Origin of the sequence: Catellatospora tritici (assembly GCF_019083965.1) — a bacterium.
Lineage (GTDB): Bacteria > Actinomycetota > Actinomycetes > Mycobacteriales > Micromonosporaceae > Catellatospora > Catellatospora tritici.
Window position 1 is genome coordinate 502,327 of record NZ_JAHRCY010000003.1, and the last position, 13,056, is coordinate 515,382.

At 70.2% G+C, this 13,056-nt stretch carries 13 protein-coding genes; 9 read left to right on the forward strand and 4 right to left on the reverse strand.

The genetic code is table 11. From position 1 onward, the window contains the following. Positions 1 to 74 precede the first annotated feature (74 nt). The 8 genes from ruvC to KUA19_RS09450 all read left to right on the forward strand — a co-directional run bounded on the left by ruvC (position 75) and on the right by KUA19_RS09450 (position 8,965). Complete coding sequence (gene ruvC / locus KUA19_RS09415; RefSeq protein ID WP_217395867.1) at positions 75 to 614, forward strand: crossover junction endodeoxyribonuclease RuvC; 540 nt, start codon at positions 75 to 77, stop codon at positions 612 to 614. After that, the gene (ruvA, locus tag KUA19_RS09420; protein ID WP_217395744.1) at positions 611 to 1,207 is read left to right on the forward strand and encodes a Holliday junction branch migration protein RuvA; all 597 of its coding nucleotides are present in this window, start codon (positions 611 to 613) and stop codon (positions 1,205 to 1,207) included. The genes ruvC and ruvA overlap by 4 nt, the downstream gene beginning before the upstream one ends. Further along, positions 1,204 to 2,268: a Holliday junction branch migration DNA helicase RuvB gene (gene ruvB, locus KUA19_RS09425; RefSeq protein ID WP_217395745.1), complete on the forward strand. Its 1,065-nt coding sequence runs from the start codon at positions 1,204 to 1,206 to the stop codon at positions 2,266 to 2,268. The genes ruvA and ruvB overlap by 4 nt, the downstream gene beginning before the upstream one ends. 193 nt (positions 2,269 to 2,461) lie before the next feature. Continuing rightward, positions 2,462 to 2,749, forward strand: a complete 288-nt coding sequence (gene yajC / locus KUA19_RS09430) for a preprotein translocase subunit YajC (RefSeq protein ID WP_217395746.1) — start codon at positions 2,462 to 2,464, stop codon at positions 2,747 to 2,749. Positions 2,750 to 2,848: 99 nt separating this feature from the next. Next, positions 2,849 to 4,654: a protein translocase subunit SecD gene (secD, locus tag KUA19_RS09435; protein WP_217395868.1), complete on the forward strand. Its 1,806-nt coding sequence runs from the start codon at positions 2,849 to 2,851 to the stop codon at positions 4,652 to 4,654. Beyond that, a complete protein-coding gene (secF, locus tag KUA19_RS09440; RefSeq protein ID WP_217395747.1) occupies positions 4,651 to 5,739 on the forward strand; it encodes a protein translocase subunit SecF in 1,089 nt (362 codons plus the stop codon). The genes secD and secF overlap by 4 nt, the downstream gene beginning before the upstream one ends. 101 nt (positions 5,740 to 5,840) lie before the next feature. Beyond that, complete coding sequence (locus KUA19_RS09445) at positions 5,841 to 6,398, forward strand: adenine phosphoribosyltransferase (protein ID WP_217395748.1); 558 nt, start codon at positions 5,841 to 5,843, stop codon at positions 6,396 to 6,398. Positions 6,399 to 6,691: 293 nt separating this feature from the next. Then, the gene (locus KUA19_RS09450) at positions 6,692 to 8,965 is read left to right on the forward strand and encodes a RelA/SpoT family protein (protein ID WP_254549133.1); all 2,274 of its coding nucleotides are present in this window, start codon (positions 6,692 to 6,694) and stop codon (positions 8,963 to 8,965) included. A 78-nt stretch (positions 8,966 to 9,043) separates the two neighbouring features. Here the strand turns inward: KUA19_RS09450 and KUA19_RS09455 are convergent, their stop codons facing one another. The 4 genes from KUA19_RS09455 to KUA19_RS09470 all read right to left on the reverse strand — a co-directional run bounded on the left by KUA19_RS09455 (position 9,044) and on the right by KUA19_RS09470 (position 12,025). Continuing rightward, entirely contained in the window at positions 9,044 to 9,190 is a 147-nt protein-coding gene (locus KUA19_RS09455; RefSeq protein ID WP_217395749.1) for a GPGG-motif small membrane protein, read from the reverse strand. Between the two features lie 46 nt (positions 9,191 to 9,236). After that, positions 9,237 to 10,067, reverse strand: coding sequence for a peptidylprolyl isomerase (locus KUA19_RS44470; RefSeq protein WP_217395750.1), 831 nt, complete (start codon positions 10,065 to 10,067; stop codon positions 9,237 to 9,239). A gap of 144 nt (positions 10,068 to 10,211) precedes the next feature. Next, positions 10,212 to 11,042: a peptidylprolyl isomerase gene (locus KUA19_RS09465; protein ID WP_308167398.1), complete on the reverse strand. Its 831-nt coding sequence runs from the start codon at positions 11,040 to 11,042 to the stop codon at positions 10,212 to 10,214. 23 nt (positions 11,043 to 11,065) lie between these two features. Further along, the gene (locus KUA19_RS09470; RefSeq protein WP_217395751.1) at positions 11,066 to 12,025 is read right to left on the reverse strand and encodes a peptidylprolyl isomerase; all 960 of its coding nucleotides are present in this window, start codon (positions 12,023 to 12,025) and stop codon (positions 11,066 to 11,068) included. A gap of 306 nt (positions 12,026 to 12,331) precedes the next feature. On the opposite strand from KUA19_RS09470, the gene KUA19_RS09475 reads away from it, so the two are divergent. Next, positions 12,332 to 13,021 carry an MBL fold metallo-hydrolase gene (locus KUA19_RS09475; protein WP_217395752.1) on the forward strand — a complete coding sequence of 230 codons (690 nt, stop codon included), beginning with the start codon at positions 12,332 to 12,334 and terminating at the stop codon, positions 13,019 to 13,021. Positions 13,022 to 13,056: the final 35 nt, after the last annotated feature.

Below are 13,056 nucleotides of genomic sequence, written 5' to 3' on the forward strand. Positions count from 1 at the left end.
GGCGCGGACGAAGTCGGAGGCGTCCACTAGGGTGTCGTACACACGTACGGCGACGGGAGTGACCACAGGTGCAGGTGCGGCAGCGGCGGGTGCTCGGCGTCGACCCGGGACTGACCCGATGCGGCGTGGGCGTGGTGGAGGGCGTGCCCGGCCGCCCGTGCGCGATGGTCGACTACACGGTGGTCACCTCCGACCCAGACCTGGACCTGGCCGACCGGCTGCTGCACCTGGACACCAGCCTGGCCGAGCTGATCCGGATCCACCAGCCCGACAGCGTCGCGGTCGAGCGGGTGTTCGCCCAGCACAACGTGCGCACGGTGATGGGCACCGCGCAGGCGGCGGCGGTGGCGGTGCTGGCGGCCGCGCGAGCCGGGCTCCCGGTGCGCACCTACACTCCCAGCGAAGTGAAAGCGGCCGTGACCGGCTCCGGTCAGGCCGACAAGAAACAGGTCACCTTGATGGTCACCCGGCTGCTGCGGCTGGACGCCCCGCCCCGACCGGCGGACGCCGCCGACGCGCTGGCGCTGGCCATCTGCCACATCTGGCGCGGCGGCACCCGTGACCGCCTGGGTGAGGCCGTTCGCAAGGCGACGTCACGAGGAGAGACACGATGATCGCGAGTGTTGCCGGGGTGGTGGCCGCGGTCGGCGCGGACACGGCGGTGGTGGAAGTGGGCGGCGTCGGCCTGAGCGTGCACTGCGCGCCGGGCACGCTGTCGGCGCTGCGGGTGGGCCAGCCCGCCCGGCTGGCCACCACGCTGATCGTGCGGGAGGACTCGCTGACCCTGTTCGGTTTCGCCGAGGACGACGAGAAGCAACTGTTCGAGCTGCTGATGACCGCCACCGGGGTGGGGCCGCGGCTGGCCCAGGCGGCGCTGGCGGTGCACACTCCCGACGTGCTGCGGGCGGCGATCGCGCACGGCGACACCGGCGTGCTGACCAGGGTGCCGGGGATCGGCAAGAAGGGCGCCGAGCGCCTGGTGCTGGAGCTGCGCGACAAGATCGGTCCGGTTTCGGCCGTACCGGTGCAGGGCGGCCGCCCGACTGCCTGGACCGAGCAGGTCCGCCAGGGCCTCATCGGCCTGGGCTGGAGCGCCGCGCAGGCCGAGCAGGCGGTGTCGGCGGTGGCCGAGACCATCGACGGCACCGTGCCGCCGATCCCTGACCTGCTGCGCCAGGCCATCCGGATGCTGGGCAAGTCGCGATGACCGATTCACTGGTCAGCGCGCTGGCCTCGCCCGAGGAGCGCGACGCCGAGGCGTCGGTGCGCCCGAAGCGGCTGTCCGAGTTCGTCGCCCAGGAGCGCGTGCGTGAGCAGTTGGAAGTGCTGCTGCACAGCGCGATGCGCCGGGGCACCCCGCCCGACCACATTCTGTTCTCCGGCTCGCCCGGCCTGGGCAAGACCACCCTGGCCATGATCGTGGCGGCCGAGCTGGGCGGCGCCCTGCGGATGACCTCCGGCCCGGCGATCGAGCGCTCCGGCGACCTGGCGGCCGTGCTCACCAGCCTGCAGGCCGGGGACGTGCTTTTCATCGACGAGATCCACCGCATCGCCAAGCCCGCCGAGGAGCTGCTCTACAGCGCGATGGAGGATTTCCGGGTCGACGTGATGGTCGGCAAGGGGCCGGGCGCCACCGCGATCCCGTTGGATCTGGAGCCGTTCACGCTGGTCGGCGCGACGACCCGGGCGGGCCTGCTGACCGGGCCGATGCGCGACCGGTTCGGTTTCGTGGGGCACATGGAGTTCTACAGCTCAGCCGAGCTGGCGGTGCTGCTGCAGCGCTCGGCGCGGATTCTCGGGGTGGCCGCCACCACCGAGGGCATCGTCGAGATCGCCGGGCGCTCGCGCGGCACACCGCGTGTCGCCAACCGCCTGCTGCGCCGGGTGCGCGACTACGCCGAGCTGCGGGCCGACGGCGTGGTCACGGTGTCGGCCGCCCGCGCGGCGCTGAAGGTGTACGACGTCGACGACGCGGGCCTGGACCGGCTGGACCGCGCGGTGCTGGTCGCCCTGGTGGAACTGTTCGGCGGCGGACCGGTGGGTCTGTCCACGCTGGCGGTCGCTGTGGGTGAGCAACCCGACACGGTCGAGGAGGTGGTGGAACCATTTCTGGTGCGTGCGGGCCTGCTCGCGCGTACGCCCCGGGGCCGGGTCGCCACCGCCGGTGCGTGGCGGCATCTCGGGAAAAATCCCCCGAATGGTACTTTCGGGTCAGGTACCACCGGGGTACCCGACCTGTTCTCCGCCGACAGTCAGCCGGACACCTGACCACCTGGCCGGGCCGTGATCTTAACGTGATCCGCACCGCAAGTGTGCGATCGTCAGCACACCGACTAGACTTCGCGCGGTCCGAACGGACGACAGTCGCCACCGACGGCGCGCGAGGCTGCGCCGCGGGGCCATGTGGAAAGGTCACATCGTGGGTGGTTCATCGGGCGGCGGGGGCTGGACTCCGCTCCTCATGATCGCGCTTCTCTTCGGCCTGATGTACTTCATGTTCATCCGGCCGCAGTCCAAGCGCCGCAAGGAGGCCGAGTCGATGCAGAAGGCGCTCGGCGCGGGCGACAAGATCATCACGATCGGCGGCCTGTACGGCACGGTGGTGGGCGTCGACGACGAGAGCGTCACGCTGGAGATCTCGCCCGGTGTCACCGCGCGCTACGCGCGTCAGGCCGTGGGTCGCGTGGTCTCGCAGACGACCGCACCGACCGAGCACGTGGTGGACAACCCCGTGCAGGAAGACAAGTAAGGAACCCCCACGCCACGGCCGCGTCCCGGCCGTGGCGTACTCCCATCCGACACCCATTCCCAGAAGGACTCGACAGCCGTGGCACCACCTCAGGGACAGATGCGCCCCGGGCGGCAACTCGCCTTGCTCGGCGCCATCTTCGTCATCCTCGCCAGCCTGGCCTGGTTCGGCGGAAAGGGCGGCTTCAGTGACCGCCTGGCCCCCCAGCTCGGACTCGACCTCGTCGGCGGCTCGCGGGTCACCCTCAAGGCAGTGACTGACAACGGGGCTCCGCCCAAGCCCGAAGAGCTGGAGCAGGCCCGCCTGATCATCCAGGACCGCGTCGACGCGCTCAACGTGTCCGAGGCCCAGGTCGTCACCCAGGGCAACAACCTCATCGTGATCCAGGTCGCGAAGAAGGAGAACGACGCGATCCGCGATGTCGGCCAGGCATCGCAGCTGTTCTTCCGCAAGGTCATCAACGTGACCGACGGCAGCGGCGCGGCGACCGCCCCGGCGCCGAGCCCGTCGGTCTCCGCCTCGACGAGCCCGTCGGCCTCGGCCAAGCCGAGCGCCTCCGGCACCCCGTCGCCCAAGGCCTCCGGGTCCGGCGGCGGCGGCGCGATGGCCGCCGCGCCCAGCGCGAGCCCGTCCGCCTCGGCCTCGCCCGCGGCGACCCCGGCCGCGCAGGACCCCAAGGCTCCGGTGACCGAGGCGCAGGTGCAGGCCAAGGTCGGCAAGGCCGCGTGGGACGCGGCCAAGGCGCTGACCGCCGTGCCGACCGACGCCGCCGCGATCCAGGCGCTCAAGCCGTTCGCAGACCTGAGCCCGAACGAGGTCGGCGTCCTGCCGACGGAGATCCAGTTCTACGTGCCGCAGGTGACCTGCGACAAGCTGGACGGCCGCGTGGCCGGCTCGATCCGTGACGCGAGCAAGAAGGTCGTCGCCTGTGACGGCGTCGGCAAGAACCTGCTGGACGTGGCCAAGGTCGCCGGCACCGACGTGGACACGGCCACCGCGGGCATCGAGCAGGGCACCAGCCGCTGGGTGGTCAACCTGACCTTCTCCGGTGCGGGCCAGGACAAGTGGACCAACCTGACCAAGGAAGCGTTCAACAACACCGGCGATCCGAAGTGCGACCCGGCTGCGGTCGACACCGACGGCCGGTGCCGCGTCGCGGTGGTGCTCGACAACAAGATCCTTTCGGCGCCGGCCATCCAGGGCGTGCTGACCGACCGGTCGCAGATCACCGGTGACTTCACCGTCGACACCGCCAAGGCGCTGGCCGACGGCATCACCTACGGCTCGCTGGCGATGACCTTCGAGCCGCAGGAGACGCAGACCATCACGGCGACCCTGGGTGGCGAGCACCTGCAGGCGGGTCTGCTGGCGGCGGGCATCGGCCTGCTGCTGGTCGTGATCTACTCGTTCTTCTACTACCGCCTGCTCGGCACGGTCATCACCCTGTCGCTGGCGCTGTCGGCGGTGCTGACCTTCCTGGCGCTGGTGGTGCTCGGCCGGACCATGGGCTTCACGCTCAGCCTGGCCGGTATCGCGGGCTTCATCGTGTCACTGGGTGTCGCGGCCGACTCGTTCGTCATCTACTTCGAACGACTCAAGGACGAGATCCGCGAGGGTCGTGCTCCGCGCAGCGCGGTCCAGCGGGCCTGGACCCGGGCGCGTCGCACCATCCTCACCGCCAACGCGATCTCGCTGCTGGCCGCGTTGGTGCTGTACCTGGTCTCCACCGGCGCGGTGGCGGGCTTCGCCTTCGCGCTGGGTCTGGCGACCCTGATCGACCTGATCGTGGTGTTCCTGTTCCGTTACCCGATCATGGCGTTGTTCGCCCGCACCGACGCGTTCCTGTCCCCGCGCGTCAGCGGCCTCGGCCGCGTGCTGCACGAAGCCAAGGAGGCTAAGGCATGAGTGGTCTCGCATCCCGCCTCTACCGCGGTGAGGCCGGACTCAAGATCGTCGAGCGGCGCAAGCTGTGGTTCGGCGTGGCCGGCGGCGTGCTGCTGCTGGCAGTGCTCAGCCTGGTGCTGATCGGCTTCAAGCCGGGTATCGAGTTCTCCGGCGGCAACCAGTTCCAGGTGCCGGTCTCGGCCGGCTCGCTGGCCGACGTCGAGCGCACCGTGGACGACGCGGTCAAGGCGGTCAAGCCCGACGCGACGCTTGTTCCGGCGCAGCAGATCGGTAACGCCGTTTACCTGATCCGCACCTCGGCGCTGGACACCGAGCAGGCCAAGACGGTCAAGGAGTCCATCGCCACGAAGCTCAACATCGAGCCGAAGGCGATCAGCGACGACGTCGTCAGCCCGGCGTGGGGTGAGCAGGTCACGCAGCAGGCGCTGCTGGGTCTGGGCATCTTCCTGCTGGTGGTCACCGCGTACCTGATCATCCGGTTCGAGTGGCGGATGGCCGCGGCCGCGGTCGCCTCGCTCATCTTCGACCTGGTCGCCACCGCCGCGGTCTACTCCGTGGTCGGCTTCGAGGTCACGCCGTCGACCGTGATCGGCTTCCTCACCATCCTCGGTTTCGCCCTCTACGACGTCGTCGTCGTGTTCGACAAGGTGCAGGAGAACACCCGTGGCATCACGGGCTCCAGCACCACGACGTACGCCGAGGCGGCGAACCTGGCGCTGAACCAGACCTTCATGCGGTCGATCAACACCTCGCTGGTGGCGCTGCTGCCGGTCGGCGGCCTGCTGTTCATCGGCGCCGGCCTGCTGGGTGCGGGCACGCTGAAGGACCTGGGCCTGGTGCTGTTCATCGGTATGGGCATGGCGGTCTACTCGTCCCTGTTCTTCGCCACCCCGGTGCTGGTGTGGCTGAAGGAGATGGACCCGGTCATCATCAACCACACCCAGCGGGTGCGCGCCCGTCGGGCGGCGGTGGCCAAGTCGGCCGACGTCCCGGGTCAGCCGGTCGTCGTCGGCGCCACCTCGGCGCCGAAGGCCGGGGCCAAGCCGGTCCGTCCGGGCGGCCGCCCGACGAGCAAGCGTCGCTGACGCGCACGTTTCACCCACAGGCCCGGCACCCCTCGAGGTGCCGGGCCTGTCCCGTGTGTCCCGGGCGGCACCGTCTGGCCGGTTGCCGTTAGGGTGAGCGCGTGACGAACGATGTGCTGCAGGGTGACAGCGGTCCGGCCACTGCGGCGCGCGTGGCCGAACTGGTCGTCGACGTGCCCGACTTCCCGCAGGCTGGGGTCATGTTCAAGGACCTCACCCCGCTGTTCGCCGACGGGCCGGCCTTCCGCGAGCTGATCGACGTGATCGTGGACCACTACGGTGCGGACACCTTCGACGTGGTGGTGGGGGTGGAGGCACGCGGCTTCGTCATCGCCGCCGCGGTGGCCTACGCGGCGGGCAAGGGCGTCGTCCCGGTCCGCAAGGCGGGCAAACTTCCCCGACCTGCCCACTCCGCCTCGTACGCGCTGGAGTACGGCCAGGCTACGCTGGAGATCAGCGAGGGCTCGTTCACGTCCGGCCAGCGGGTGCTGGTCGTGGACGATGTGCTGGCCACCGGTGGCACCGCCGAAGCGACGCTGGACCTGGTCGAGCGGTCCGGCGGGCAGGTGGCCGGATTCCTGGTGCTTATCGAGCTGGGTTTCCTGAACGGCCGCGAAAGGCTGACCGGACGGCCCGTACACGCACTGCTGCGGGTCTGAGCTGAGCCGACGCGCACGATCCCAGGTAGCATGGGCTATCCGAACCTCTTCTGAAGGAGCGGCCGTTGTCTTCCGAAGTCGCCCCGAACGTGGCCGTGGCCGAATCGGCGCAGGCCGGCGGCGGTGCCCCGGCCAAGGCGACGAAGGGTGCCTCGGCCAACTCCACCGGTGACACGGCCGCTAGCGGTGTGGCCGCCAAGGCCGCGGCCGACCAGCCGGTGGCCACGGCGCCCGCCGAGGACGGCAGCGCCGCGCCGGAGGTGCGGGCCGCGCCCGGCACCAACCAGCTCGGCATGTTCAGCACCGTCCCGTCGGGGCGGCGGGTGCGGGCGCGCCTGTCGCGCTTCAACGCGCCCTGGCAGTCGGCCAGTGTCAGTGAGGAGCTGGAGCCGCTGATCGCGGCCCACCGTGCCGCGCACCCCAAGGCCGACATCAAGGTCCTGCAGAAGGCGTACGAGACGGCCCGGCAGTGGCACGAGGGCCAGTTCCGCAAGTCCGGCGACCCGTACATCACGCACCCGCTGGCGGTGGCGAGCATCCTGGCCGACCTCGGCATGGACACCACCACGCTGGTCGCGGCGCTGCTGCACGACACCATCGAGGACACGCCCTACACGCTGGAGCAGGCCCGCGCCGACTTCGGCGACGAGGTCGCGCTGCTGGTCGACGGCGTCACCAAGCTGGACAAGGTGAAGCTCGGCGACTCGGCCAAGGCCGAGACGATCCGCAAGATGGTCGTCTCCACCGCCAAGGATCCGCGCGTGCTGGTGGTGAAACTGGCCGACCGGCTGCACAACATGCGTACGCTCACGTTCCTGCCGCAGGCCAAGCGGGAGCAGAAGGCGCGCGAGACGCTGGAGATCCTGGCCCCGCTGGCGCACCGCCTCGGTATGAACACGGTCAAGTGGGAGCTGGAGGACCTGTCCTTCGCCACCCTGTTCCCGAAGCGGTTCAAGGAGATCCAGCGGCTGGTCTCCGACCACACCCCGCAGCGGGACAACCTGCTGCGGGCGGTCACCGATCGGGTGCAGTCCGACCTGCGCGGCTCGAAGATCAACGCCAAGGTCACCGGGCGCCCGAAGCACCTGTACTCGATCTACCAGAAGATGATCGTGCGCGGGCGCGACTTCAACGAGATCTACGACCTGGTGGGTGTGCGCATCCTGGTCGACACCGTCCGCGACTGCTACGCGGCGCTCGGCGTGATCCACGCGGCCTGGCAACCGGTTCCCGGCCGGTTCAAGGACTACATCGCCATGCCGAAGATGAACTTCTACCAGTCGCTGCACACCACCGTGATCGGCCCCAACGGCAAGCCGGTGGAGATGCAGATCCGCACCCACGCCATGCACGGCACGGCGGAGTACGGCATCGCGGCGCACTGGAAGTACAAGGAGGGCGCGAAGAGCTCCTCCTCGACGGTGGTCGGCCCGTCCAGTCACATCGACGGCATGACCTGGCTGCGGCAGCTGCTGGACTGGCAGCGGGAGACGTCCGACCCGGGTGAGTTCCTCGACGCGCTGCGCCACGACCTGTCCAGCCAGGAGGTCTTCGTCTTCACGCCCAAGGGCGAGGTCATCGCGCTGCCCAACGGCTCCACGCCGGTCGACTTCGCGTACGCGGTGCACACCGAGGTGGGGCACCGGTGCATCGGCGCCCGGGTCAACAGCAAGCTGGTGCCGCTGGAGTCGGTGCTGTCCAACGGCGACGTGGTGGAGATCTTCACCTCGAAGTCCGAATCGGCCGGGCCGACGCAGGACTGGCTGGGCTTCGTCAAGTCGTCGCGGGCACGCACCAAGATCCGGCAGTACTTCAACAAGGAGCGCCGCGACGAGGCCATCGACGCGGGCAAGGACTCCCTGGCCCGCGCCATGCGCCGGCAGGGCCTGCCGCTGCAGCGCCTGCTGACCGCGGGCGGCCTGCTGGCCATCGCGCGTGAGCTGCACCTGAGCGACATCACCTCGCTCTACGCCGCGGTCGGCGAGGGGCAGGTGTCGGCCCAGTCGGTGGTGCAGCGCCTCGTCGCCGGGTACGGCGGCGAGGAAGGCGCGATCGACGACATCGCCGAGAGCACCGTGCCCACCCGGCCCAGCCGGACCCGGGCGCCCGGTCACGACCCCGGTGTCCAGGTCCAGGGCGTCTCCAACGTCTGGATCAAGCTGGCCCGCTGCTGCACCCCGGTGCCCGGCGACGCGGTCTACGGGTTCATGACCCGCTCCGGCGGCATCTCGGTGCACCGCGAGGACTGTGTGAACACCCCGGACCTCAAGGCGCAGCCGGAGCGCCTGGTCGAGGTGACCTGGAAACCCACCGCGGGTTCGATGTTCCTGGTCGCGATCCAGGTGGAGGCGTTGGACCGGCACAAGCTGCTGGCCGACATCACCCGGGCGCTGAGCGAGGAGCGGGTGAACATCCTGTCCGCGACGGTCACCACCACCCGCGACCGGATCGCGGTGAGCCGGTTCAGTTTCGAGATGGCCGACCCCAAGCACCTGGGCCACCTGCTCAACGCCGTACGCGGCGTGGAGGGCGTGATGGACGCCTACCGGGTGACCTCCGGCGCCTGAGCCCGGGTAGGTCAAGCAAAGGCGCCCGCGGTAGGTCAAGCAAAGGCGCCCGCGAACGTGTCGCGGGCGCCTGCTGCGTCAGTGGGTGAAAATGCTCACCCCACCTGGGCCGACCAGCAGCCCGATGACGATGAGGACGATGCCCCAGAGGATCTGGCGTCGCACCAGCGCGAAGATGCCGGCGACGACCAGGATGACGGCGAGGATCCACAGCAGAAATGTCATGTCCACACCTGCCTCTCGTCCCCATTCTAGGTCGAATCGGGTCAGATCAGGCCGGGTCCGTGATCGTGATCGTGTTGATCAGCACCGGCAGCTTCGGCGTGCCGTCCTCGGCCGCCTTGCCGTCGCGCACCGCGCCCGCCCGGCCGACCGCCGTCACCAGGTCCATTCCCGCGGTGACCCGGCCCAGCACGGTGTAGTCCTGCGCGAGCTCGCTGGGGCCCCAGACGATGAAGAACTGGCTGCCGGTGCTCTCCGGCATGCCGGTGTCCGCCATGGCCACCGTGCCCACCGGGTACGCCTTGGTCGGGTCGGTGACGTTCGGCAGGTTCTCGTCGGCGTACTTGTACGTCGGACCGCCCATGCCGGTGCCGGTCGGATCACCGCACTGCAGCACGCTGATGCCCCGGGTGGTGAGCCGGTGGCAGCTGCTGCCGGCGAAGAACCCGTGCGAGGCGAGGTACGACATGCTGGCCGCGGTGCAGGGCGCCTTCGCCGTGTCGATCGCGATCGTGATCACGCCACGGTTGGTCTTGATGGTCATGGTCTGGCTGCCCCGGGCGGGGACGGTGGTCGACGGGGTGCCGACCTCCCGGTCGTAGCCGGGGACGCTGCTCGGCTGCCACTTGCACAACGCCGTTCCGGCGGGCGCCGCCGGTGCGGACTGCCCGAGGGGCGCCCGGGGGGCTTGAGGGCCGGCGGCTTCGTCGACCGCGTCGCCGACGCGCAGCAGCAGGACGACCGCGGCGCCGACCAGGCACAGCAGCAGGGCGACGATGGCGGAGACGACCACGACGATCACCCAGACACGGGTGCCCCGGCGTTGCGGCGTTGGGGCGGTGAACTGGTTGGGCTCAGGGGTCCAGGGTGGAGTGGCCACGAGAAACGTCTCCTGTCGGCGGGGGACCGCAGCGTAGCGCGATATCGCTCGTCTTCGCTCTCCTGGCCGGTCGCGACCGGTGCCGGACACGGAGCAGGGCGGGCCCGTCGACGGGCCCGCCCTGCTCGCGGTGTGGTGCGTGGGTCAGCTCGCGCTGGGCGGGGTGACCGTCAGCGAGGTGATGGTGACCGGGTTCTTCGGCTCACCGTCGGGCGCGGACTTGCCGTCCTTGACCGCACCGGTCTCGCCGATCTTCTTGACCACGTCCAGGCCCTTGGTGACCTTGCCGAGCACGGTGTAGTTCGGGCCGAGCTGGCTGGTGTCGTACACGATGAAGAACTGGCTGCCGGTGCTGCCGGGCTGGCCGGTGTTCGCCATGGCGATGGTGCCGGGCGGGTACGCCGTGGTCGGGTCGGTGACGTTGGGCAGGTTCTCCTCGGCCATCTTGTACGACGGGCCGCCCATGCCGGTGCCGCTCGGGTCGCCGCACTGGAGCACCTTGATGCCCTCGGTGGTGAGGCGGTGGCACTTGGTGTTGTCGAAGAACTTCTTCGACGCCAGGTACGTCATGCTGGCCGCGGTGCAGGGCGCCTTGGCGGTGTTGACCTCGACCTCGACCGTGCCCGAGTTCAGGGCGATGGTCATGGTCTGGGTGCCCTTGGTGGCGATGTCCTTGGTGGGCGGCGTGCCGACGTCCTTGAGGTTCTTGTTCGCCGTCGTGTCCTCGGGCGCCCAGGCGCACTGCTGGGCGACCGGCGAGGGGCTGGCCCCGGCGGCGGCGGCGCCCTTGTCGTCGTCGCCGGACATGGCGGTCACTGCCCACACCACACCGCCGACGACGAGCAGCAGCGCCAGGCCGGCGCCGATCACGGCGTTGCGCTGCTTGCGCTTGCGCGACTCCTCCAGCCGTTCGCCCATCTGGCGCTCGAGCCGCGCGCGAGCCGCGGCACGCTGGCGCTGGATCGTGGAACTCACGGGTCTGTCCTCCTGCTAACTGATCAACTGGCGGCGGAAGCCGACGCGGTGGGCTTGGGGCTGTCGCTGGGGGCGGCGCTCGCCGACGCCTGCGGCGAGGCGGGATCCGACGGCGCCGGCGCGGTGCTGTCGACCACGGTCAGCGTGGTGATGACGACGTCCTTCTTCGGCTTCGTCTTGCCGCCGTTGCCGTTGTCGATGGCGCCCTGCTCCGCGATCTTCTTGATCACGTCGAGCCCGTCCTTCACCTTGCCCACGATGGAGTAGGTGTCGGTGGTGTTCGAGTCCTGGTAGAAGATCAGGAACTGGCTGCCGGTCAGGGTCGGCTGCATCGCGATGGTGCCGGCCGGGTAGCGCGGCGCGGCGGCCGGGCTGGGCGACGCGCTCGGGGCGGCCGAGGCGCTGGCCGACGGCGCGGCCGACGGGTCCGCCGACGCGGCCGGGGCGGCCTCGGCGGGCTGGTTCTCGGGGTACCAGCCGTAGGCGGCACCGCCGTTGCCCGACTCCGACTTGTCACCGCAGCGCAGCGCGAACTGCTCGGCGCCACGGGTGATCTCGTGGCACTTGGTGTTGTTGTAGTACCCGCTGTCGGCCAGGTACTTCAGGCTCGCCGCGGCGCACGGCGCGAGGCCGCGGTCGAGCTCGGCGACCACGTTGCCGCTGTTGAACGCGATGGTCATCGCCGACGTGCCCGAGGTCGGCATGCCGTTGGCCGCCGGCCTGCCCACATCGTTGAGCTGCGTGTTCGCCGCGGTGTCGCGCGGGTCCCAGGTGCACGTCTCGGCGACGGGAGTCTCCGCGGGCTTGGCGTCGAAGACACCGAAGCTCCACATGCCCAGAACCGCGACGACCGCGATCGCGAGCAGACCGCCGAAGACCGCCTTGAGCTGCCGCGAGCGGCGCGTCGACTCGGCCCGCCGGACGAGTTGCCGGTCGACCTTGGCGCGTGCCAGCTTGCGCTGCCGGGTATTGCTCGAAGCCACCCGACTCCTCCTGTCACCATTGACCGCGGCAGCCAAAGCCACCGTGTCACCTTTATCACGTTAGGGGTGGTGTGTCGGTATCACGCGCCGTCGGCCGTGGCCGTATCGGTTTGCGTGGGCCGCGCCACACGTCGAGCGAGTGTACGGGTAAACGCTGGGAAACGGTTATGCGAGTCCGCCGAACATGACCGATCATCAGTTCCGAGGCGTGAGCAGCGTCGCGCGAACCCGTCGGGTGTCCGGGACCGGTCCCGTCCGCCGCGAGCACTAGGCTGGGCCGTACCAGTGGGAAAGGGGATTGTCGTCGTGCTTGTCGTGGGCTTTCCGGCACAGGCGTTCGGGACCAACTGCTACGTGGTCGCCCCAGCCGCCGGGGAGCAGTGCGTCGTGGTCGACCCCGGTATCGGGGTGGTCGACCGGCTCGACGAGGTGCTGGCCCAGCACCGGCTGCGGCCCGCCGCGGTGATGCTCACCCACGGCCACCTCGACCACACCTTCTCCGTGGCGCCCGTGTGCGGCGCGCGCGGGATCACCGCGTGGATCCACCCCGACGACCGGGAGCTGCTGGCCGACCCGGCCAAGGCGCTGTCGATGGATCTGACCGCCATGTTCGGCGGGCGCCTGCCGTATGCCGAACCCGACGACGTCGCCGAGCTCAAGGACGGTGCCGTGCTGTCGCTGGCCGGGCTGGAGATCACCGTCGACCATGCGCCGGGCCATACCGGCGGGTCGGTGATGTTCCGGCTGCCCGGCGCGGACGGCGAGCCCACCTGCTTCTCGGGTGACGTGCTGTTCCGCGACGGCATCGGTCGCACCGACCTGCCGGGCGGCAGCGACGCGCTGATGGCGGCGAGCCTGCGCGACAAGGTGCTGACGCTGGCCGACGAGACCGTCGTGCTGCCCGGCCATGGCCCTTCCACCACCATCGGCCGTGAGCGCGCGCACAACCCCTGGCTGCGCGGTCTGGGTTCGCCCGGACCCCGCCGCGGCCTGTAATCGGCGCGACTTTTCATCTTTCAGGAGCCCACCTC